General features: G+C 64.9%; 18 protein-coding genes, 1 tRNA gene and 1 pseudogene. 12 read left to right on the top strand and 8 right to left on the bottom strand.

Features of this window, described 5'->3' with window-relative positions:
• Nucleotides 1-6: 6 nt before the first annotated feature.
• Nucleotides 7-1311, bottom strand: coding sequence for a M20/M25/M40 family metallo-hydrolase (locus NG701_RS06100; RefSeq protein ID WP_252565368.1), 1305 nt, complete (start codon nucleotides 1309-1311; stop codon nucleotides 7-9).
• 172 nt (nucleotides 1312-1483) lie between these two features.
• Between NG701_RS06100 and NG701_RS06095 the strand changes: the two genes are divergently transcribed.
• The 3 genes from NG701_RS06095 to NG701_RS06085 all read left to right on the top strand — a co-directional run bounded on the left by NG701_RS06095 (nucleotide 1484) and on the right by NG701_RS06085 (nucleotide 2760).
• A tRNA-Leu gene (locus tag NG701_RS06095) sits at nucleotides 1484-1566 on the top strand.
• Between the two features lie 73 nt (nucleotides 1567-1639).
• On the top strand, nucleotides 1640-2254 hold the full coding sequence (locus NG701_RS06090; RefSeq protein WP_252565367.1) for a hypothetical protein: 615 nt from the start codon (nucleotides 1640-1642) through the stop codon (nucleotides 2252-2254).
• A 203-nt stretch (nucleotides 2255-2457) separates the two neighbouring features.
• Nucleotides 2458-2760 carry a DUF4193 domain-containing protein gene (locus NG701_RS06085; protein ID WP_252565365.1) on the top strand — a complete coding sequence of 101 codons (303 nt, stop codon included), beginning with the start codon at nucleotides 2458-2460 and terminating at the stop codon, nucleotides 2758-2760.
• Nucleotides 2761-2871: 111 nt separating this feature from the next.
• Here the strand turns inward: NG701_RS06085 and NG701_RS06080 are convergent, their stop codons facing one another.
• A complete protein-coding gene (locus NG701_RS06080) occupies nucleotides 2872-3336 on the bottom strand; it encodes a GatB/YqeY domain-containing protein (RefSeq protein ID WP_252565363.1) in 465 nt (154 codons plus the stop codon).
• Nucleotides 3337-3460: 124 nt separating this feature from the next.
• Here NG701_RS06080 and NG701_RS06075 point away from each other — a divergent pair, with 124 nt between their 5' ends.
• The 4 genes and pseudogenes from NG701_RS06075 to NG701_RS06060 all read left to right on the top strand — a co-directional run bounded on the left by NG701_RS06075 (nucleotide 3461) and on the right by NG701_RS06060 (nucleotide 7611).
• Nucleotides 3461-4198, top strand: a complete 738-nt coding sequence (locus NG701_RS06075; protein WP_256475591.1) for a M50 family metallopeptidase — start codon at nucleotides 3461-3463, stop codon at nucleotides 4196-4198.
• A gap of 10 nt (nucleotides 4199-4208) precedes the next feature.
• Nucleotides 4209-5338 (top strand): annotated as a pseudogene (locus NG701_RS06070) (glutathione S-transferase family protein).
• A 17-nt stretch (nucleotides 5339-5355) separates the two neighbouring features.
• Nucleotides 5356-6465: a serine hydrolase domain-containing protein gene (locus tag NG701_RS06065; RefSeq protein ID WP_252565361.1), complete on the top strand. Its 1110-nt coding sequence runs from the start codon at nucleotides 5356-5358 to the stop codon at nucleotides 6463-6465.
• A 93-nt stretch (nucleotides 6466-6558) separates the two neighbouring features.
• A complete protein-coding gene (locus tag NG701_RS06060; RefSeq protein WP_252565568.1) occupies nucleotides 6559-7611 on the top strand; it encodes an FUSC family protein in 1053 nt (350 codons plus the stop codon).
• Here NG701_RS06060 and NG701_RS06055 read toward each other — a convergent pair.
• Genes NG701_RS06055 through NG701_RS06045 form a run of 3 tightly spaced genes read right to left on the bottom strand, consistent with a single transcriptional unit; the run spans nucleotide 7608 to nucleotide 11233 of the window.
• Nucleotides 7608-8519, bottom strand: coding sequence for a MaoC family dehydratase (locus tag NG701_RS06055; protein WP_252565359.1), 912 nt, complete (start codon nucleotides 8517-8519; stop codon nucleotides 7608-7610). The genes NG701_RS06060 and NG701_RS06055 overlap by 4 nt on opposite strands.
• The gene (locus tag NG701_RS06050; RefSeq protein ID WP_252565358.1) at nucleotides 8516-9856 is read right to left on the bottom strand and encodes a 3-oxoacyl-ACP reductase; all 1341 of its coding nucleotides are present in this window, start codon (nucleotides 9854-9856) and stop codon (nucleotides 8516-8518) included. Before NG701_RS06050 ends, NG701_RS06055 begins: the two co-directional genes overlap by 4 nt.
• Nucleotides 9857-9865: 9 nt before the next feature.
• The gene (locus NG701_RS06045) at nucleotides 9866-11233 is read right to left on the bottom strand and encodes an acetyl-CoA C-acetyltransferase (RefSeq protein ID WP_252565357.1); all 1368 of its coding nucleotides are present in this window, start codon (nucleotides 11231-11233) and stop codon (nucleotides 9866-9868) included.
• 61 nt (nucleotides 11234-11294) lie between these two features.
• On the opposite strand from NG701_RS06045, the gene NG701_RS06040 reads away from it, so the two are divergent.
• Both NG701_RS06040 and NG701_RS06035 read left to right on the top strand, forming a co-directional pair.
• The gene (locus NG701_RS06040; RefSeq protein WP_374208656.1) at nucleotides 11295-11987 is read left to right on the top strand and encodes a TetR/AcrR family transcriptional regulator; all 693 of its coding nucleotides are present in this window, start codon (nucleotides 11295-11297) and stop codon (nucleotides 11985-11987) included.
• 53 nt (nucleotides 11988-12040) lie between these two features.
• Entirely contained in the window at nucleotides 12041-14158 is a 2118-nt protein-coding gene (locus NG701_RS06035; RefSeq protein WP_252565353.1) for an acyl-CoA dehydrogenase family protein, read from the top strand.
• 113 nt (nucleotides 14159-14271) lie between these two features.
• Here the strand turns inward: NG701_RS06035 and glgA are convergent, their stop codons facing one another.
• Nucleotides 14272-15468 carry a glycogen synthase gene (gene glgA, locus NG701_RS06030; RefSeq protein WP_252565351.1) on the bottom strand — a complete coding sequence of 399 codons (1197 nt, stop codon included), beginning with the start codon at nucleotides 15466-15468 and terminating at the stop codon, nucleotides 14272-14274.
• A 101-nt stretch (nucleotides 15469-15569) separates the two neighbouring features.
• Between glgA and glgC the strand changes: the two genes are divergently transcribed.
• The 3 genes from glgC to NG701_RS06015 all read left to right on the top strand — a co-directional run bounded on the left by glgC (nucleotide 15570) and on the right by NG701_RS06015 (nucleotide 19087).
• Nucleotides 15570-16979: a glucose-1-phosphate adenylyltransferase gene (gene glgC, locus NG701_RS06025; protein WP_252565349.1), complete on the top strand. Its 1410-nt coding sequence runs from the start codon at nucleotides 15570-15572 to the stop codon at nucleotides 16977-16979.
• An 83-nt stretch (nucleotides 16980-17062) separates the two neighbouring features.
• Complete coding sequence (locus NG701_RS06020; protein WP_252565347.1) at nucleotides 17063-18514, top strand: SDR family NAD(P)-dependent oxidoreductase; 1452 nt, start codon at nucleotides 17063-17065, stop codon at nucleotides 18512-18514.
• A 45-nt stretch (nucleotides 18515-18559) separates the two neighbouring features.
• Nucleotides 18560-19087: a pyridoxamine 5'-phosphate oxidase family protein gene (locus NG701_RS06015; RefSeq protein WP_252565345.1), complete on the top strand. Its 528-nt coding sequence runs from the start codon at nucleotides 18560-18562 to the stop codon at nucleotides 19085-19087.
• 45 nt (nucleotides 19088-19132) lie between these two features.
• Here the strand turns inward: NG701_RS06015 and NG701_RS06010 are convergent, their stop codons facing one another.
• On the bottom strand, nucleotides 19133-19984 hold the full coding sequence (locus tag NG701_RS06010) for a transglutaminase family protein (protein ID WP_252565343.1): 852 nt from the start codon (nucleotides 19982-19984) through the stop codon (nucleotides 19133-19135).
• Complete coding sequence (locus tag NG701_RS06005; RefSeq protein ID WP_056339904.1) at nucleotides 19981-20907, bottom strand: alpha-E domain-containing protein; 927 nt, start codon at nucleotides 20905-20907, stop codon at nucleotides 19981-19983. The genes NG701_RS06010 and NG701_RS06005 overlap by 4 nt, the downstream gene beginning before the upstream one ends.
• Between the last annotated feature and the right edge of the window lie 22 nt (nucleotides 20908-20929).

Below are 20929 nucleotides of genomic sequence, written 5' to 3'. Positions count from 1 at the left end.
GCCGGCTCAGTAATTGGTGAGGAGCGTGTTGAGCACCCGGGCGCCGAACTTCAGCGAATCCACCGGAACCCGCTCGTCCACACCGTGGAACATCCCGGTGAAATCGAGATCGTCGGGTAGCTGGAGGGGAGCGAAGCCGTAGCCGGTGATACCGAGCCGGCTCAATGATTTGTTGTCCGTGCCGCCGGAGAGCGTATAGGGAAGCACTTTCGCCCCCGGGTCCTCGGTGTGCAGGGCGTCGATCATGGAATCCACCAGGTTTCCGGCGAACGGGACCTCAAGCGAGACGTCGTTGTGAACGTAGCTGACCTCGACACCGGAGCCCGCAAGCTCGCGCACGACCTCCAGCACGTGGTCCTGCTGGCCCGGGAGCGTCCGGCAGTCCACCAGGGCCTCAGCCGATTCGGGGATGACGTTGTGCTTGTAGCCGCCCTTGAGCAGCGTGGGATTAGTGGTGTTCTGCAGGGTTGCCCCCACAAAGCGCGCCACGGTGCCGAGCTGGTCGAGCAGGCGGTCCGGATTGTCCGGATCGAACTCCACCCCTGTGAGTTCAGTCACGCCGTCCAGGAACTGCCGTGTGGTGGGCGTCAGCTCAATCGGCCACTTGTATTCGCCGATCCGGGTTACCGCCGCAGCCAGCCGGGTGACGGCGTTGTCCGTATTGATCTGGGAGCCATGGCCAGCCCGGCCGTGCGCCACCAGCCGGAGCCAGGAGATGCCCTTCTCAGCCGTCTGCAGGAGGTAGGTGCGCTGCCCGCCGATGGTTGCCGAGAAGCCGCCTACTTCCGAGATGGCTTCGGTTGCGCCTTCGAAGAGCTCGGGCCGCTTGTCGACTGCGTAGCGGGCGCCATACTCACCGCCGGCTTCCTCGTCGGCGAAGAAGGCAAAAATAATGTCGCGCTTGGGTTTGCGCCCGGATCTGGCCAAATCCCGCATCACAGCAAGGATCATGGCGTCCATGTCCTTCATGTCCACGGCCCCGCGGCCCCAGATGAGTCCGTCTTTGAGCTCCGCGCCAAAGGGATCCACCGACCACTGTTCACGCAGGGCGGGCACTACATCGAGGTGCCCGTGCACCACCAACGCGCTGGCGGACGGATCCTCACCGGCCATCCGAGTCACAACACTTGCGCGGCCGGGCGCCGACTCGAAGATCTCGGCTGCGAGGCCTACTTCCTCGATGAGCCCGGCTGCGTATTCCGCGGCCACCCGCTCCCCCGGACCCGAGCCGTCACCGTAGTTCGAGGTATCTATCCGGATGAGTTCCTGGCAAATTCGGACAACTTCATCCTCGGCACGGATGTCAGACATAGATACTCCTTGGGCAGTGGGAAGGCTGCAAACAACCTGCGTTCTCGTGTGCCCTCAGCCTACCCATCAGCCCCGATTCCATGTTTCCGGAAAGTTCGTGTTAGAGTTTTTCTCGCTGCTTCGGAGAAAAGCGAAACGCTGAAAGGCGGAAACGATCTCCGAAATACCACCTGCGCGGGTGGCGGAATGGCAGACGCGCTAGCTTGAGGTGCTAGTCCTCGAAAGGGGGTGGGGGTTCAAGTCCCCCTCCGCGCACAAATGGGAAAACCCCTGGAATCCAAGGATTTCAGGGGTTTTTCTGTTTCCTTCGGCGGCCTAAGCTGGAGCCGTGAATCCAACCCCGCCGCCTGGCCCGCTTGAAGTCGTCGTCGACTCCGGGGCGGCCGACTGGTGGGTGATCCTTGCCGGGCTTGGCCCCTTGGCTGTCCTGATCGCGGCCCTGCTGGCCTTCTACATCAACTGGCGCACCCTGGCCCAGCGCACGTCGGCCGATAAGACAGCGCTGGACCAGAAACGCGACGCCGACGAGCAGTCGCTCCGGCAACAAACCGAAGCGGACAGCCGGGCGGAATGGTGGCGGCGCACCCAGTGGGCCCTGGACCGCGCCTTGGATCAAGATCAAGGAACCAAGGCCTTGGGGCTTGCGACATTAAACGTCCTCGCAGGCAGTGAGCTGGCCCGTACCGAGGAGCTCGAACTGTTCGACGCGGCGTGGGAGTACGTGCCGGGCGGGGACGATAGTGACTGGACCGTGAGCGCAGGGTCGTCTGAACACAAGGACGTCCAAGCACGCCCGAATGCCGCCTCTGCGCCGGACGGGAAGGTCACCCCTGCCGACTACCGGGTTCAGGTGGCGGCCGCCCGGCTGCGCGTGACGCTCGATGAGCGCCTGGGGCGGGTTACCCCGCCTCAGACCACGGCCTTGGCCAAGGAACTTAACTAGGTCTCGCGGCTCGGCCGCCGTGCGCTGACTTTCGGTCCCGGGCACCATGGTGCCCAATGTCACCCGACGCCCATCCCAGCGGGTGTCCTCACGGAAATATAGCCGCCGCAGAGAAATTTTCTTGCCAGGCTATTGGGGAATACCCGCCGGATGCTGTAGGTTGCATACGCGACAGACGAACCAAAGAAAAGAGATACACCTAAGTGGCAACCGATTACGACGAACTTCGCTCCGACGTCAAGGAGTCGCAGGACAACTCACTCGAGGCACTGCAGTCCGCCAATGCACCGGACGCCCGCAGCGTCGTCCTCGAGCTCGATGAGGCCGACGGGCTGGATGGCGCCGGCGTTCCGGGAGGCGAATTCGTTGCCGAGGAACTGGTCGTGCAGGTTATCCCGCAGGCTGAGGACGAGTTCACGTGCTACTCCTGCTTCCTGGTGCGGCACCGCTCCCAGATTGCGCGGCAGAAAGACGGACACAGCTACTGCATTGACTGCGAAGGCTGATTCAAGAAACCGGACACTTTTCCGTGGCGGCCGAGTTCCGCCAACAGGAAGTTAGGGCACGCCCACGTTCAGTAGGCGTGCCTTTCCCGTTAACAGGCTCGAGCTGACGGCTCAGGCGAGGCGGCTGCGGACGATCTCGCTGACCGCCTTGCCGTCGTAGCGTCCGGCGACTTTGGCCGTGACAGGTTTCATCACAGCGCCCAGCTGACGCATTCCGGGCTCCACGCCTTCGTTCCTCAGCCCGGCGATGGTCTCGTCAACGATCGCCTCGACTTCCGCGGCTGTCAGTGGCTGCGGCAAGTACGCCTCTATGATTCCGGCCTCGGCGATCTCAGCCGCCGCCCGCTCGGATTCGCCGGCTTCCGTGTAGATCCTTGCGGTGTCGCGTCGCTTGGCAGCCTCTTTCTGCAACAACGAGGTCACCTGGGCATCGTCCAGGACAATGGGCGTCTTTCCCGACTTCTCGCGTGTTTCGATCTCGCCCAGGACATTGCGCACCGTTGTCAGGGCGGTTTTGTTCCGCTCCTTCATGTGCACCACAACATCAGCGTGCAGGCGTTCCTTCAAAGTGGTCACGGCATTCCTCGATTCGTTGAGCGCCCCAAGGCGGCAGGGCAGCAGGACAGTGGTGAACCATCCCTCTAGTACCGTAGAGGGCTATGGCTGACAATCACTACTCCCGGCCCGGCGGGAAACGACCTTGATTCCCGAGCAATTGTGGCAACGGATCATTGAAGCCTTCAGCCGTGCCGCCATCCCCCAAGTCACGGTGGCCGAACTGGCTGTGGTGCTGGCGCTGGCAACTGCATTGTCAATCCCCCGTGCCACCTGGAAGTACTTTGGGCTCCTGGCCACCGCCACGCACGAACTCGGCCATGCTTTCGCCGCCGTCATGAGCGGCCAAAGACTGAGCGGGATCCGGCTCCGGTTGGACCACTCAGGCACAACAACCAGTTACAGCCGGGGCCGGGCCGCCGCCGTCTGGTCGGGATTTTGGGGCTATCCTGTTCCTGCCCTGACCGGCGCCGCCCTGGTCACTTCCGGTTTTGCCGGCTGGGGTCCGGCGGCCTTGGCCACGGGAACCCTTATGCTCCTGGTTTCGCTGGTGTTCATCAGGAACTTCGCGGGGCTGCTGATCACAGGCCTTGCCGTCGCAGGGGGCGGGTTGTTGGTCCTCGTTGTGCCCAGCAGCTTCACCGGCCATGTTGCAATCGTGCTTGGCGTGGCGCTGCTCGTGGCCGCCGTCCGGGACCTCGTGAAGCTCACCAATGTGCACCTGCGGCGCCGTGACAGGCTGGCCAGTTCCGACGCCTATCTGCTGTACCGCGCAACGTCCATACCCTCCGGCATCTGGATCGCGCTCTTTGTCGCCGTTATTGCCGGCTCCTGGCTGGTCGCCTGGCAACCCATCTCAGCAATCCTGGCCGCCGGAGCCTAGGCTGCTCCGCATGAGCCAGGAATCTTCGAGCGGGCCACAGGCCGCGAACGCCACCGCTGCCGACAGCACGGACACCAGCACCGGACACAGCACCCTGGGCGCATATGTGACCGGCGGTGCCGAGTTCAACCGGGACACCAATTACATTGAGGACCGGATCACCCACGACGGCCGCGCCGGCGTCAACGGCGAGCCGGGGTGGCCAGTGGAAGCTGGCCGGTACCGGCTGATTGCGGCGCGGGCATGCCCGTGGGCGAACCGGGCCGTGATTGTGCGTAGGCTCCTCGGCCTGGAGGACTCCATCTCCCTTGGCCAGCCCAGCCCTACCCACGATGCCCGGTCGTGGACTTTTGACCTCGATCCGTGCGGGGTGGACCCTGTGCTTGGCATCGAGCGCATCCAGAGCGCCTATTTCCGGCGCTTCCCGGATTACCCGCGCGGCATCACGGTGCCGGCGATCGTTGATATTGCCAGCGGCGCGGTGGTCACCAATAACTTCCCTCAGATCACCCTGGACTTTGCCACCGAATGGACCCGTTTCCACCGGGTCGGAGCGCCTGACCTTTACCCGGAACACCTCCGCGCCGAAATTGACTCCGTCAACTAGCGCGTCTTCACCGAGGTCAACAACGGCGTCTACCGCTGTGGCTTTGCGGGCTCCCAGGAGGCCTACGACTCGGCCTACACCAGGCTGTGGACCGCGCTCGACTGGCACAAGGAACGCCTCACCGGACAGCGTTACCTCGTGGGTGACACGATCACGGAAGCGGATGTCCGCTTGTTCACCACCTTGGCCAAGTTCGATGCCGTCTACCACGGGCATTTCAAGTGCAACCGGCAGAAACTGAGCGAACTGCCGGCCCTGTGGGGCTACGCGCGGGATCTTTCCAGACTCCCGGATTCGGAGACACGATCGACTTTGTCCAGATCAAGCAGCACTATTACATCGTCCACGAGGACATCAATCCCACCCGGATGGTGCCGCAGGGTCCTGATCCGGAGGGCTGGCTGGAGTCCCATGGCAGGGAATCACTAGCCGGCCGGCCGTTCGGTGACGGCACTCCCCCGGGACCGGTGCACCCCGGCGAAGAAGTTTCCCCATGCCATGGAGCGGCGCCGCATCGGGAAAGCGCTTTCTAACCGGTTAGGCTAAGCCCATGCAGAATTCTCTTGGCTTTGCAGCGCCCGGTTATGAAGGCGTTTTGGATCTGTTCGAGGCCCTTCTCGCCGCGGATCCGCAGTACAGCGCCCAACTGGCTGCCTACCGCGACGGCGTGAAGATCGTGGACCTGTTCGGCGGGCCCCACATCACCGCCGATTCCATCACGGGGGCGTATTCAGTCTCCAAGGGCGTGGCGGCGCTGGTGATTTCGCTGCTCGTCCAGGACGGGCTGCTGGACCTTGACCGGACGGTGGCGCACTACTGGCCCGAGTTCGGTTGCCACGGCAAGGACCGCCTGCTGGTGCGTGAAGCCCTGTCCCATCAGGCCGGCCTGGTGGGAGTCGAGGGAGGCTTCGCCCTGGACGAATTCACCACGTCCCGGGCCGCGGCAAGGTTGGCAGCGGCGAGCCCCGCATGGCGTCCCGGCAGTTGCTTCGGGTACCACGCTCTCACCATCGGAATCATCATGGAGGAACTCTGCCGGCGGGTCACGGGCACCAGCCTGCAGAGCCTTTATGACCAGCGCATCCGCACGGCCTACGGCATCGACTTCTTCCTGGGGCTGCCCGAAAAGCTGGAACCGCGCTACCGTGACGTCCTCTACGACGTCGATCCCCTTCAACCATGGCTGGATCCACTGAGCCTGGACGGGCTTAACAGCAACGCGGCAGTCAGCACAATCATGGAACTTCCCAATCAACGGGCCGTGCGCGCCGCGGGGATGAGTGCCGCCGGCGGTGTGGGTACGGCGGAGGGCCTGGCCAGGCTCTACGCCGCGGCCATCACCGGTGTGGACGGCCGGGACCCCTTGTTGACCCCTGAGACTGCCAGCGCCATGTCCCAGGAGCAGGTGTGGGGCCTGGACCGCCTGTCCGGACTGGACAACGCCTTTGCCGTGGTCTTTATGAAGCCACACGTGTCGCGGAATTTCGGCAGCCACCGCGCTTTCGGCCACGAGGGAGCCAACGCTGCGCTGGGGTTCGCCGATCCCGCGTACGGCCTCGGCTTCGGATACATCCCGCAGCGGGCGGAGGACGGACGCACCCAGGGCAAAGCTCATCGGCTGGCTGCGGAGGTCCGGCGGGCGGCGTCGGCCTTGTCCTAGTACACGGGTGCACCTAGTGTGGGGCTGATGGGTGACACTCAAACGCAGCCGCAGGGCCGGCCCTCCGCTGGAACCCGAATCCTGCGGAATTCGGTGGCCGGTCTCTCGTCGGCATTCACAGTACAGCGCCTGCAGCTGGCGGCGAAGGCAGCTCTGGCCGCCGGCCTCGCTTTCGCCATTGCTCCCCTGATGCCAGGATCCGCTGCCGAGTATCCGTACTACGCACCGCTCGGCGCCCTGGTGTCGATGTACCACAACGTGGCCGGATCCTTCCGGCAGGGTCTCCAGGCGCTCGTCGGACTCGCCCTGGGTATCGGGCTCGCCTTTGCGCTGGTCAGTGTCGGTGATCCGTCACCGCTGTCTGTTGCGGTCGTTATGGGACTCGGCGTGCTGCTCGGCGGTCTCCCCCGCATCGGCTCGGGCAGCGATTGGATTCCGACGGCGGCGCTGCTGGTCCTGCTGGTGGGGGGAAGCAACCGGGACGACTTTTCCTTCGGCTACCTCCTTCAGATGGGCGTCGGCGTCGCGGTGGGCATCGCCGTCAACTTCCTGGTCTTTCCGCCCCTGCGCTTCAATGCGGCAGCCACCAGCCTGGGCAAACTCCGGCTGGCCCTCGGGCGGCAGCTGACTGACATGGGAACGGCCCTGACTGAAAAGTGGCCTCCTGAGCATGAGGACTGGTCCCGCCGGTCGACCGAGCTGGCCGAAGCAGCCAGCTCGGTCCGCCATCTCGTGCAGGAGGCTGACGCGAGCCAGCGGGCCAATCCGCGCCGGCGGCTCCATCCCCGCGATGTGGATCTCGACTACCACAACCTTCGTGATCTGGAGAGGGTGACGTTCCACATCCAGGACATGACAGAAGTCCTGTCCGATGTCATCTGGACAGACGAGGCACCTTACACGGTGCCTTTCAACGACAGTGCGCCCCTGGCCGCGGCCATGACCGCCACCGGCGAACTCCTGGCCTCGTTCGACGGCGAGGATGAAGCAGACCAGCGGCGGCTGTTTGCTGCCGCAAAGTCAGCGGTGGAGGCCGGCATGGCAACGGTTGCGGAGCGGGCCCAGGAAGATTCGGCCGTGACAGCGTCCGAGTCCATCCTCCTGAGCCTGCACCGTATCCTCAGGGCCGTGCGGCCGGCGTCCTAGAGCGGTGCCACGGACCCGCTGAAGTGGCGACGGCCGGAACGGGGGTTCCACGCCACAAATTCGGCCCGCTGCCAGCCTTCGCCAGGCGTCTGCGCCGTGGTGATATCCAAGGCAACGCGGGCCGGCAGGAACACTGGAGCCTCGAACGTGACATCCCACGTGAATGTTTCGCCTTTGGCTGGCCCGACATCCGCGAGGGCCCTCGCGGCAAGGTACATCCCGTGCGCGATGGAGCGGCGCATGCCCAGGGCCTTGGCAGAAAGAACGCTCAGGTGGATCGGGTTGAAGTCACCGGAAACAGCGGCATACGCCCTTCCGGTGTCGACCCCCAACTGCCAAATCGCGGTGGGGTCCGGAGGCGTGAAATCGGCCTGGCGGTTGTGCGGCGTTGGCTTGTCGATGCCGGGGAGGAACACACCCTTGGCCAGGTAGGAGGAGCGCCCGGTCCACTTGATGTCCGGCGTATACGCGCCACGGATCTCGGACACAACGTCAAGTTGTGTGCCGGCCCGGTGGCCCCGGAGGTTCTCAACCCTGGCCTGGATGTCCAGGGATTCCGTGAAGAGCACCGGCGACCTCTGCTCCACATGGTTGCTGAGATGGACCATGCCCAGGAGCGGCAGCGGGAAATCGTCGCGGTTCATCACACTCATGGCCAGCGGGAATGCCAGTGCGTGGAGGTAGCCGGCCGGCAGGGTGTCCCTGGCAGTCAGCCCGATGAGGTGCTGGTAGGCGGTGAGGTTGCCGACGTCGGCCCTTACCCCGCGCACTTCGTGGCTAGTGGCCGGAAGGTTTGATCCGTTGTGCGTGCCCAAGACGCGCCGCCGCGCCGCCTGCGCGGCGGCATTGACGTACAGCTTGGACAGGGAAGGCATCTCCCCCAGGATGACCGGCTGGACTGTACTCATGCCCCCACCAGGTTCTGTCCGCAGACGCGCAGCACGTCGCCGTTAATGCCCCCCGCGGCGTCGCTCGCCAGGAAAGCAATGGCCTCCGCGACGTCGGACGGTTGGCCACCTTGCTGCAGCGAGTTCAGCCGCCGTCCCACTTCGCGGACGGCAAACGGGATCCGTGCTGTCATGTCTGTTTCGATGAATCCGGGCGCCACCGCGTTAATGGACCCGCCGTTCGCCGCCAGAAGGGGCGCAGAAGCGCGCACCATACCCATCACGCCGCCCTTGGACGCCGCGTAGTTGGTCTGGCCGCGGTTGCCCGCGATGCCGCTGGTGGATGCCACCGAGACAATCCGTGGTGAATTACGGAAGTGTTCAGAAGCAAGGAGCGCTTCGTTGATTCTGAGCTGGGCGGCGATGTTGATGTTCAGGACGGAGGTCCAGCGGCTGTGGTCCATATTGGCGAGCAGCTTGTCCCGGGTAATTCCTGCGTTGTGGATGACGATATCCAGACGGCCGTGACGCTGCACGGCGTGCTCGATGATCCGCTGGCCGGCATCTGCGCTGCTGATATCCAGTTGAAGCGCCGTGCCGCGGACTTCGTTGGCAACGGCAGCCAAATGGTCCCCGGCTGCCGGGATGTCTACGAGGACCAGGGTGGCCCCGTCCCGGTGGAGGGTCCGGGCAATAGCCGCACCGATGCCGCGGGCGGCGCCGGTGACCACGGCAACCTTGCCGGCGAGCGGCTTCTCGAAGTCCGGGGGGAGGTGGCCCTGCTCGGTTGCCACAGTCAGAAACTGGCCATCCACAAATGCCGACCGGCCGGACAGAAAGAACCGCAGGGCTGCCAGAGCGCTGGGGCTGGTGCTCTGGACACCTTCTGCCAGGACGATGCCGTTCGCTGTTGCGCCGGCCCGGAGTTCCTTGGCCAGCGACCGCAGGAAGCCATCCACACCTTGCCGGGCAGCCGACTGTGCAGGGGACGCGGTTTCGGCGGCCGGCCGGGAGATGGTGATGACGCGGGCGCTCGCGCCGAGATCACGCAGGGAGGCCGCGGCGGACAGCACAGGCTTTTCAAGGTCCTCGGGCCGGGTCAGCTCATCCAGGACCAGAATGATCGCGCCAAGTTTTTCGCGGGGCACCGCGTGGCGCCGGACGTCCAGGTCCCAGGAAAGCAGCTTGGCGGCCAGTTCGTCGGCACCGGCGGTGTTGCCCTGGACCAGGACGGGGCCAGTAACCAGCGGCTGGCCCGGCTTGAAGCGGCGCAGCAGCGCAGGCTGGGGCAGGCCCAGCCGCTTGGCGATGTTCTTGCCTACGCCCTGGTTGACGAGGATGGTGAATTTATCCGTCATCCGGTGCCCCTAGAGTGCTTCGAGAATTGCGACGACGCCCTGGCCGCCGGCGGCGCAGATGGAAATAAGTCCGCGCGCAGGCCTTTCCTCGACGGTGCCCTGGGCCTGCAGCATCTTGGCCAGCGAGGCCACGATGCGTCCGCCGGTGGCTGCGAACGGGTGGCCCGCGGCCAGGGAGGAGCCGTTGACGTTCAGCTTGGTGCGGTCGATGCTGCCGAAGGCACCCTCAAGTCCCAGCCGGGTGCGGCCGAACTCATCATCTTCCCAAGCGGCCAGGGTGCTCAGGACAGTCCCGGCGAAGGCTTCGTGGATCTCAAAGAAGTCGAAGTCATCCAGCGTCAGTCCGTTGCGGGCCAGCAACCTGGGGACCGCAAACGCGGGGGCCATAAGCAGTCCGTCCTTGCCGTGGACGAAGTCCACGGCGGCAGCTTCACCATCCACGACGGTGGCGAGCTTCGGCAGGTCATGTGCATCAGCCCAGTCTTCGGATGCGAGCAGGACCGTGGAGGCCCCGTCGGTCAGCGGTGTGGAGTTTCCCGCCGTCATGGTGGCCTCGGCGCCGAGGCTCTTCCCGAAGACGGGCTTGAGTGTAGCCAGCTTCTCCAGTGTGGTGTCCGCCCTCAGGTTGGAGTCCTTGGCGAGGCCGCGGTATGGCGTCAGGAGGTCATCGAAGAATCCTGCGTCATACGCGGCGGAAAGGTTGCGGTGGCTGTTGAAAGCCAGCTCATCCTGCGCCTCCCGCGAAATGTTCCACTGCGCGGTGGTCAGCGCCTGGTGCTCGCCCATGGACAGGCCGGTGCGTGGCTCCCCCGTACTCGGAGCATCGGGGGCCAGGTCCTTGGGCCGCAGCCGGCTGAGCACCTGCAGGCGCTGGGGAAGGGTCTTGGCGCGGTTGAGGTCCAGGAGTATCTCGCGGAGACCCTCACTGACAGCAATGGGGGCATCCGACGCCGAGTCGACACCACCGGCGATGGCGGAATCGATCTGGCCCAGTTTGATCTTGTTGGCCAGGCCTAGAACCGTTTCGAGGCCGGTGGCGCACGCCTGCTGCAGGTCGTAGGCGGGGGTTTCCGCCGACAACGCCGAACCCAGGACTGCCTCGCGGGTGAGGTTGAAGTCGCGCGAGTGTTTGAGCACGGCCCCGGCCGCAACCTCGCCGATCCGCTCATCCTGGAGGCCAAACCTGGCGATAAGACCGTCCAGTGCGGCGGTGAGCATGTCCTGGTTGGAAGACTTCGTGTAGGCCCCGCCGGACCGGGCAAACGGGATCCGGTTACCACCCACAATTACGGCCCGGCGGACTGGACGCGCCGCGCCGGAAGTCGTGGGGCTGGCGAATTCGTGGGGTCCGGTGCCGGACTGTCCATTGACGGACATGGGTGACTCCTCTGATCTGCGACGGTTACCGATACCCAGCGTACCTGATACGCTGAGTATCGTGAACAACCTCCACTCAGAAGTCCAGACGCCGGCCACCGGCTCAAATGCCGACGGCCGTTCGGCCCGCTGGCAGACGCATCGGGAGGAACGACGCCGGGAGCTCATCAAGTCCGCACGCCGCGCGGTTCACGCGCTGGGCAGCGATGCCTCTATGGAGGAGATTGCAGCGGCCTCCGGCACATCAAAGTCGGTCTTTTATCGCTACTTCGGCGACAAGGCAGGACTGCAGCACGCTGTCGGGGAAGTTGTCCTGAGCCAGATGCAGCGCAAGATCCGCGAAGCGGCCCAGGGTGCCCAGACGCCTAGGGAAGGGCTGCTTGCCATGATTTCGGCCTATCTCCAGATGGCGGAAACCAGCCCCAACGTCTATAGCTTCGTCACCCGCTATGCGCCAGTGGACGCAGACGGTCCGCAGGGATCGGCGGCCATCTCCGGAGCCCTAGGACACTTCTTTGATTCCATCGCCGAGATGATTGCGGCGCCGATGCGGACCCACCTCGGGGATGGCAAAGAAGCGGTGATTGGCTACTGGCCCACGGCGGCCATCGGCCTGGTCCGGAATGCCGGCGAGCAATGGCTCAGCACACCTGATTCGGCGGCGAAGCCGGACCAGGAAGCCATGGCCCGCCAGATCACGGCCTGGCTATGCGTGGGAATCGCCCCCGAGCTTAACCCTGCCAGCGCGCCATGATTCCGCCCCAAGAACCTCACACCCTCCTGTCAGAACCAACGAAGGACATTGACATGACCGAAGTAGTGGACCGCACCACCGGCCCGGAGGCCGCCGTCACCAACCCCACCGCCGGCCACAGAACGGCTGCGCAGCCCGCCGTCGACGTTGCCGCGCTCGGCGAGCAGCTCCTGGGTAAATGGGCGGAATCCCGCCGGCAATCGCGCGCGCTGGCCAGCGACCCGGCACTGCACAAGATCGAAGGACTGACGCACACCGAACACCGGACGCGGGCGTTCGGCCAATTGAAGTACCTCGTGGACAACAACGCCGTGCAGCGGGCCTTCCCGGCAGCACTGGGCGGTTCCGATGATCACGGCGGCAACGTGGCCAGGTTCGAGGAACTGGTCACCGCCGATCCGTCCCTGCAGATCAAGGCCGGCGTCCAGTGGGGTCTCTTCGGCTCGGCCGTGATGCACCTGGGCACGCAGGAGCATCACACCAAGTGGCTGCCAGGCATCATGAGCCTGGAGATCCCCGGCTGCTTCGCCATGACGGAGACCGGCCACGGTTCCGATGTGGCCAGCATCGCCACCACTGCGACCTACGACGCCGAAACCCAGGAATTTCTGGTCCACACACCGTTCCGGGCTGCGTGGAAGGACTACATCGGCAATGCAGCCATCGACGGCCTCGGCGCCGTCGTTTTCGCCCAGCTCGTGACAAACGGCGTCAACCATGGAGTGCATGCCTTCTACGTTGACCTCCGGGACCCCCAGACCAAGGAATTCATGCCCGGGATTGGTGGTGAGGACGACGGTATCAAAGGCGGCCTCAACGGGATCGACAACGGCCGGCTGCATTTCGACAACGTCCGCATTCCCCGCACGAACCTCCTGAACCGCTACGGCGATGTGGCACCTGACGGGACCTACACGTCCTCCATGGCCAGCCCCGGCCGACGCTTTTTCACCATGCTGGGAACCCTCGTCCAGGGCCGCGTGTCGCTGGACGGCGCGGCCGTGGCGGCGTCGAAGGTCGCACTGACGGCAGCCATCCGCTATGCCACCGAACGGCGCCAGTTCAACGCGTCCTCGCACACTGACGAAGAGGTCCTCCTGGACTACCAGCGCCACCAGCGGCGCCTGTTTACCAGGCTGGCCACCACGTACGCCGCGGGCTTCGCGCACGAGCAGCTCCTCCAGAAATTCGACGACGTCTTTTCCGGCGCCCACGATACCGATGAGGACAGGCAGGATCTGGAAACACTCGCCGCAGCCCTGAAGCCGCTGAGCACCTGGCATGCCCTGGACACCCTGCAGGAATGCCGTGAGGCGTGCGGCGGCGCCGGCTTCCTGATCGAAAACCGCTTTGCCTCCCTTCGTGCGGACCTGGACGTCTACGTCACGTTTGAGGGCGACAACACCGTGCTGCTCCAGCTTGTGGCCAAGCGCCTCCTGGCCGACTACGCCAAGGAGTTCAGGAATGTCGATTTTGGCGTCCTTGCACGCTACGTGGTTGCCCAGGCAACGGGCGTCGCGATCCATCGCACCGGCCTGCGGCAGGTGGCACAGTTCGTCGCCGATACCGGATCAGTCCAGAAGGCTGCCATTGCGCTCCGGGACGAGGAAGGCCAGCGCGCCCTCCTGACGGACCGCGTCCAGACCATGGTGGCCGACGTCGGGTCGGCCCTGAAAGGCGCCAACAAACTGCCCGTCGAAAAGGGGGCGGCCCTCTTCAACCAGCACCAGAACGAGCTGATCGATGCCGCCCAGGCGCACGCCGAGCTCCTGCAATGGGAGGCGTTCACGGAGGCCCTGGAAGATGTCACGGACCCCGGCACCAAAAGGGTCCTGACCTGGCTGCGCGATCTGTTCGGCCTGTCGCTGATCGAAAAGAACCTGTCCTGGTACCTGATGAACGGCCGGCTCTCCATGCAACGGGCACGCACCGTGGGTGATTACATCAACCGGCTCCTGGTCAAGATCAGGCCCCACGCCCTGGACCTTGTGGACGCCTTCGGGTACGGCGATGACCACGTGCGGGCGGCGATCGCCATCGGTGCCGAGAAGGCCCGGCAGGACGAGGCCCGCGCCTACGTCAGAGCACAGCGGGCCAGCGGCAACGCACCCGTCGACGAAAAGGTGCTGCTGGCGCGCACATCAGCCGGCGGCCTCACCCAGCCGAACTGACCGCAGCTCCGCGTTCCACTCGCGGGGCAACGCGCGACGGCGCCGCTCCCCTCTGTGGGGGGCGGCGCCGTCGTGCGCTGTTGGGTCACTAGTGCTGCTGTTCCTGCCGTCCGTCAGGAAAGCACTGAGCGGTAGACCTCTAGGGTGGTCTCGGTGATGGAGTCCCAGGAGAAGTGCTCCTCCGCGCGGCGGCGGCCGGCCTGGCCCATGGCACGTGCCCGTTCGGGATCGGACACCACCTCGGTCAAAGCGGCGGCAAATTCCGTCACGAACTTCTCCGGATCAAGCGGTGTGCCGGTACCGTCGGTGACCTGCTCGAGGTCCACCAACAGGCCAGTCTCGCCATGCTGGACCACCTCGGGAATACCGCCCGTAGCGCTGGCCACCACGGCAGCACCGCAGGCCATCGCCTCGAGGTTGACGATGCCCAGCGGTTCATAGATGGACGGGCAGGCGAACGCTGTGGCGTGGCTGAGGACCTGGATGAGTTCGTTCCGCGGCAGCATCCGTTCGATCAGCACGACGCCGGTCCGCTGGCTCTGTAGCTCCTCGATCAGGCGTGCAGTTTCTGCGGCGAGCTCGGGGGTATCCGCCGCCCCAAGGCACAGCACGAGCTGCACATCGGCCGGAAGCTTCGCGGCGGCACGCAGGAGGTAAGGCACGCCCTTCTGGCGCGTGTTGCGGCCGACAAACACCACGCTCGGCCTGTCCGGATCAATGCCCAGGGCGCGGACGGTGTCCTGGTTTTCGTCGCGCTGCCACAGTTTGACGTCGATGCCGTTGTGGACCACCCTGACTTTGGCAGGGTCAACGTCGGGGTAGCTGCGGAGGATGTCCTGGCGCATGCCTTCCGAAACGGCGATGATCGCCGCTGCTGCCTCGTAGGCGGTTTTCTCGACCCAGGAGGACAACGCGTAGCCGCCACCAAGCTGCTCGGCCTTCCACGGCCTCAGGGGCTCCAGGCTGTGGGCGCTCAATACGTGCGGGATGCCGTGGAGCAGAGACGCAAGATGGCCGGCCATGTTCGCATACCAGGTGTGCGAATGGACCAGATCGGCGCCTGCCACGTCCGGCACGATGCGCAGGTCCACCCCGAGCGTCTGGACGGCGGCGTTGGCCGAGCCCAGGTCTTCGGGAACGGAATAGGAGGTCACCCCGGCACCGTGGTAATCGGCGTCGCGGGGTGCACCGAAGGCACGAACCTGCAGGTCAACATGCTTACTAAGCACCCTGCTCAATTCCGCTACGTGGACTCCGGCGCCTCCGTAGATCTCGGGCGGGAACTCTTTAGTCACAATGTCTATTCGCACGTTACCCAAGGTAGTCCTTCCGCACTATCTGTTCTAGTGTGAAGGGGTCCGGGCGTGCCGGACTGTTTGGGGAGTTACGAAGGCGTACAGGAGCTACTACCATGCCGTTGAATAAAAGAGTCCTGGCCATTGTCCTCGCGGGCGGCGAGGGAAATCGGCTAATGCCGCTGACGGCAGACCGGGCGAAACCTGCAGTGCCTTTTGCCGGCAGCTACCGGCTGATCGACTTTGCGCTGTCCAACCTGGTGAATTCACGCTACTTGCAGATCGTGGTCCTGACCCAGTACAAGTCCCACAGCCTTGACCGCCACATTTCCGAGACCTGGCGGATGTCCACGCAGCTGGGCAATTATGTGGCGTCCGTGCCGGCGCAGCAGCGCGTCGGCAAGAGCTGGTTCCTCGGCAGCGCCAACGCCATCTACCAGTCCCTGAACCTGATCCATGACGCCAACCCCGACATCGTCGTCGTGGTTGGTGCGGACCACGTGTACCGCATGGACTTCGCCCAGATGGTGGAGCAGCATGTGCAGAGCGGTGCCAAGGCCACTGTGGCCGCCGTGCGCCAGCCGTTGAGCATGGCCAACCAGTTCGGTGTGATCGAGGTGGACCAGGAGGACCCGCAGAAGATCGCCGCATTTGTGGAAAAGCCCGCCACAACTCCTGGCCTGGCCGCTGATCCCACCCAGTTCCTGGCTTCCATGGGCAACTACGTCTTTGACGCCGACGCGTTGGTGGATGCCCTTCACGTGGACGCCGAACGGCTCGACACCAAGCACGACATGGGCGGGGACATCATCCCCTACTTCGTCAGCCAGGGTGAGGCCGGAGTCTACGACTTCACCCTCAACGACATTCCCGGCTCCACGGAACGCGACCGGACCTACTGGCGCGACGTCGGCACCATCGATTCGTTCTACGACGCCCACATTGACCTCATCTCGCCATTGCCGGTGTTCAACCTCTACAACTCTGAATGGCCCATTTACACGCGGCAGAGCATCTCCCCGCCGGCCAAGTTCGTCCGCGGCGAAAACGACACCGTGGGCACCGCCCTGGACTCCATTGTGTCCAGCGGCGTGGTCATCTCCGGCGGCGTGGTGGAGGGATCCGTCCTGTCCAATGACGTCTTTGTGGGTAACGGCAGCAGGGTCATCGACTCGGTCCTGATGGACAAGGTGAACATCGGCAGGGGCGCCGTAGTCAACCGGGCCATCCTGGACAAAAACGTGAAGGTGCCGGCTGGCGCCGCGATCGGCCTGGACCATGACCTGGACCGCGCCCGCGGATTCAAGGTGACCGAGTCCGGCATCACCGTGCTCGCCAAGGGCCAGCAGGTGCCTGAGCCCGGGGAGGCGGAACGGGCGCTTGCCGCCAGGAACCTTCACCTTGTACCCAATGCCATCAAAGCGGCCACGGCCAACTATCCAGAAATCCGCGAATCTGTGGAACAGGTTGCTGCGGTCCATGCGGAGGCGGCATCCCAGGCCGCCCCGGGCGGCCGCCGCTCCTAGGCGAGGGACGGGCAGGCCCGGCAGGACAGCGAACAGCTGGACCCGGTCGGGCCGGATCTTCCCCAGGCTGTAAAATCGGTACAATGAGCTCCCCCGATCTGTCGCCTGAGGAAATCCAGGCCTGCCTCAAGGTTTTGAACACCATCCACGTCTATGACGAGGAACACCCCGACTATGTCTCGGTGCGCCGTGCCACCGGGAAGATGTTCAAGGCCGTGAAGCGTCACCGCCGCGTCACCAAACGGGACCTGATCTCCGAAGCCGACCGGGCCGTCATCGCCCAGACGGCAACGGCAGCACCGGACCGGATCGACGACGAGACCCGCGGCAACAAGCTGGAGACCTCGGCGACGGGCAAGGTGGCCGGGCACCTGATCCGTTCCCGCCCCTGCTATATCTGCAAGAAGCACTACACGCAGGTGGACGCCTTTTATCATCAGCTCTGCCCCGAATGCGCCGCCTTCAGCCACAGCAAGCGGGATGCCCGCACCGACCTGACAGGCCGGCGTGCGCTGCTCACCGGCGGGCGGGCCAAAATCGGCATGTACATCGCGCTGCGCCTGCTCCGGGATGGCGCGCACACCACCATCACCACCAGGTTCCCCAAAGACGCCGCACGCCGTTTTGCGGCAATGGAAGACAGCAGCGAGTGGCTGCACCGGCTCCGGATCGTGGGCATCGACCTGCGCGACCCGTCACAGGTGATGGCCCTGACGGATTCGCTCAACGCCGCGGGCCCCCTGGACATCATCATCAACAACGCCGCCCAAACGGTGCGCCGATCCGGCAACGCCTACAAACCCCTGGTGGACGCGGAGGACGAGCCGCTGCCCGCCGCGCTGGAGCCGGCCAACGGCGGACCGGAACTGGTGACGTTCGGCCACGCCCACGACAAACACCCCCTCGCCCTGGCGAGCAGTGTCACGGATCACCCGGTGCTGGCCGGCGACGCCATCACTTCGCTGGCGCTCTCCACCGGCTCGGCCTCGCTGGAGCGGATCGCCTCCGGAACAGCGATCGACGCCGGCGGGCTCGTCCCGGACCTGGCCGACATCAACAGCTGGACCCAGGTGGTGGACGAGGTTGACCCCCTGGAAATGCTGGAAGTCCAACTCTGCAACGTCACGGCCCCGTTCCTGCTGGTTAGCAGGCTCAGGGACGCCATGAAGCGCTCCACGGCGCACCGGAAGTACATCGTCAACGTCTCCGCCATGGAAGGCCAGTTCTCCCGCGCCTACAAGGGCCCCGGGCATCCGCACACCAACATGGCCAAGGCAGCCCTGAACATGATGACCCGCACCAGCGCCCAGGAAATGCTGGACGCCGACGGGATCCTGATGACTGCGGTGGACACCGGCTGGATCACTGACGAACGGCCGCACTTCACCAAGGTCCGCCTCATGAAGGAGGGCTTCCACGCGCCTCTGGACCTGGTGGACGGCGCCGCCCGCGTCTACGATCCGATCGTGATGGGCGAAAACGGCGAGGACCAGTACGGGGTCTTCCTCAAGGACTACAAGCCCAGCCCCTGGTAGGACGGACACTTTCCTGGCCGGAGGGTTGGGCGTAGGCTCGGCGGCATGAGCAGCGAAGCAACGTCCAGCGACCCAACGTCCAGCGACCCAACGTCCGGCGAGTCCAACTCCAACGAGTCCACGTCCCAGGTCCAGAACCTGGAACACCATGAATGCTGGGCACTGTTGCGGACGGTTTCCGTCGGCAGGCTGGCCGTCCTGGTGGACGGCCAGCCTGATATCTTCCCCATCAACTACACGGTGGATGGCGGAACGTTAGTCTTCCGCACCGGCGCAGGAACGAAGCTGGCCGCCGCCTCAGGAGGTGCCGCTGTGGCGTTGGAGGCCGACGGCGTGGATGCCGTCAGTGGCCTCGCCTGGAGCGTGGTGGTCAAGGGACCGGCAAAGGCCATCACTGGAACCGAGGGCATCCTGGACTCCGCAGCCCTGTATCTTTTCCCATGGCAGGCCGGGAAGAAGGACACCTTTGTCCGGGTGAGCCCGGGAACAGTGACCGGGCGCCGGTTCAAAGTCACAGCACCCATGACCTGGTGGACCCAGCTCTCCGGAGCGGCCAAGGCAGCTCCGGAGTAGTCCTGGGCAGGACCTTGGGCACGACGAGGAAATGCCCCCGACTGCCTAAGCGAGGCGGGTAATTTCCACGCTCACGCTCAGCGCCGAACCGCCGCCGCCGGACAGGATGCCCTTCAACGGCGGCACGTCCCGGTAGTCCCGGCCCCTGGCGACGGTGACGTGGTAATCGCCTGCCGGCTTGTGGTTCGTGGGATCCCAGCTGCGCCAGTCCCCGTCCCAGAACTCCAGCCAGGCATGTGACTGGCCGGCGACTGTCTCGCCGATGGCCGCCGTCGACCTCGGGTGCAGGTATCCCGAGACGTACCGGGCGGGAATGCCGCAGCTGCGCAGCGCGCCGATGGCGAGGTGTGCGAGGTCCTGGCAGACACCCTGCCGCTGGCCCCAGGCCTCCTCCGCGTTGGTGGTGACCGCGGTGGAGCCGGACATGTACGTCATCTCGCCGCGCATCCATTCGAAGATGGCCATGGCGGCCTCGTGCGGGTTCTTGCCCTCTACGACACCTGGAATGATTCCCAGTACCTCGACGCCGGGACCACTCAGCTGGGACTGCGGCAGCCAGTCACTGAACGTATTCAACGACTCCTTCGATGCCAGGACGTCCCAGCCAGCGATGTCAGCGTCGGCGGGGATTTTTTCCGCCCGGTGCACTTCAACGGTGATGTTGGAAACGACCTCAAGGTGGTCGTGCGGCATCTGCATGTCGAATGCTGTGACCCGTGTGCCCCAGTAGTCCCGGTAGTTGCTTACGGCCGCCTGCGACGGCGAGACCTTGAGCACGGACTCAAGGACCACCTGCTGCGGATCGGTCAGGGGCGTCATGCGCGCCTCATTGTAGGACAGCGTGACGCGCTTGTTGTACTTGTAAGCCGTGGTGTGGATGATGCTCAGCCGGGTCATGAAACTTCTCCCACCCAGGCCAGTTCGTCTGCCTGATTGAAGTATTTACGGGAAATGGCGTCCGAGGCCTGTGAGACGGCCTTCTGCACGCGTTCCATGTGCTCGGGCAGTTCGGACATTAGATCGTCCGTCCGGTGGAACTCGAGAAACGTACGGGCCTGGCCCACGATCCGGCGGGCGTCGTTGATAAAGCCCACGCGCTGTGCAGAAGGGTCCAGCTTGGCGAGGCACTCATCGGCGTCCCGCAGGGCGTAGACGATGGACCGTGGAAACAGCCGGTCGAGCAGGAGGAACTCGGCGGCGTGCTGGTCCCCGAAGGCGGCTCGGCGCGTCCGCAGGAACGACTCATAGGCGCCCGCGCACCGCAGCATGTTGACCCAGGACATGCCCGCAGAGAGGACATCCCGAGTGGAGAGCATCCGCGCGGTCATGTCGGCGCGCTCCAGGGACCGGCCCAACACCAGGAACAGCCAGCTTTCGTCATGGCTAACCGTGGTGTCGGCCAGGCCACTGACCATGGCCGTCCGTTCCAGCGTCCAGTTGCAGAAGCGGTACGTCCCCACTACGTCCTTGCGGTGCTGGCTCAGCCCGTAGTAGGTGGTGTTGAGGCTTTCCCAGAGGCCCGAGGACACGGTCTCGCGGGCACGCCGTGCGTTTTCGCGGGCTGCGCCCAGCGACCCAGCGATGGACGTTGCGCTGGTTTTGTCGTATGCCAGGGCGTGGAGGAGTTCGGGCAGGCCGAAGTCTTCGCTCTGCGGCCGGGCACCCATGACTGCGAGCAGTTCCTGGGCCACCCTGCGGCGTTCGTCCATGGGGAGGTGGTTCAGGCGTTCAAGGTGCACGTCCAGGATCCGGGCGGTGCCGTCGGCCCGCTCCACATAGCGTCCGATCCAAAATAGGGACTCAGCAATACGGCTAAGCATTCGCGGTGACCTCCTGCGCGTC

The sequence above is a fragment of the Pseudarthrobacter cellobiosi genome, assembly GCF_023913815.1.
In the GTDB taxonomy this organism is placed as follows: domain Bacteria; phylum Actinomycetota; class Actinomycetes; order Actinomycetales; family Micrococcaceae; genus Arthrobacter; species Arthrobacter cellobiosi.
Note: the sequence above shows the minus strand (reverse complement) of the source record. Positions and strands in the feature narration are given on the sequence as shown.

Coding starts and splice junctions, on each gene's coding strand:
- NG701_RS06100 (WP_252565368.1), bottom strand. CDS start 1,311: ATGTCTGACATCCGTGCCGAGGATGAAGTTGTCCGAATTTGCCAGGAA.
- NG701_RS06065 (WP_252565361.1), top strand. CDS start 5,356: ATGCAGAATTCTCTTGGCTTTGCAGCGCCCGGTTATGAAGGCGTTTTG.
- NG701_RS06055 (WP_252565359.1), bottom strand. CDS start 8,519: ATGAGTACAGTCCAGCCGGTCATCCTGGGGGAGATGCCTTCCCTGTCC.
- NG701_RS06050 (WP_252565358.1), bottom strand. CDS start 9,856: ATGACGGATAAATTCACCATCCTCGTCAACCAGGGCGTAGGCAAGAAC.
- NG701_RS06045 (WP_252565357.1), bottom strand. CDS start 11,233: ATGTCCGTCAATGGACAGTCCGGCACCGGACCCCACGAATTCGCCAGC.
- NG701_RS06035 (WP_252565353.1), top strand. CDS start 12,041: ATGACCGAAGTAGTGGACCGCACCACCGGCCCGGAGGCCGCCGTCACC.
- glgC (WP_252565349.1), top strand. CDS start 15,570: ATGCCGTTGAATAAAAGAGTCCTGGCCATTGTCCTCGCGGGCGGCGAG.
- NG701_RS06020 (WP_252565347.1), top strand. CDS start 17,063: ATGAGCTCCCCCGATCTGTCGCCTGAGGAAATCCAGGCCTGCCTCAAG.
- NG701_RS06015 (WP_252565345.1), top strand. CDS start 18,560: ATGAGCAGCGAAGCAACGTCCAGCGACCCAACGTCCAGCGACCCAACG.
- NG701_RS06010 (WP_252565343.1), bottom strand. CDS start 19,984: ATGACCCGGCTGAGCATCATCCACACCACGGCTTACAAGTACAACAAG.
- NG701_RS06005 (WP_056339904.1), bottom strand. CDS start 20,907: ATGCTTAGCCGTATTGCTGAGTCCCTATTTTGGATCGGACGCTATGTG.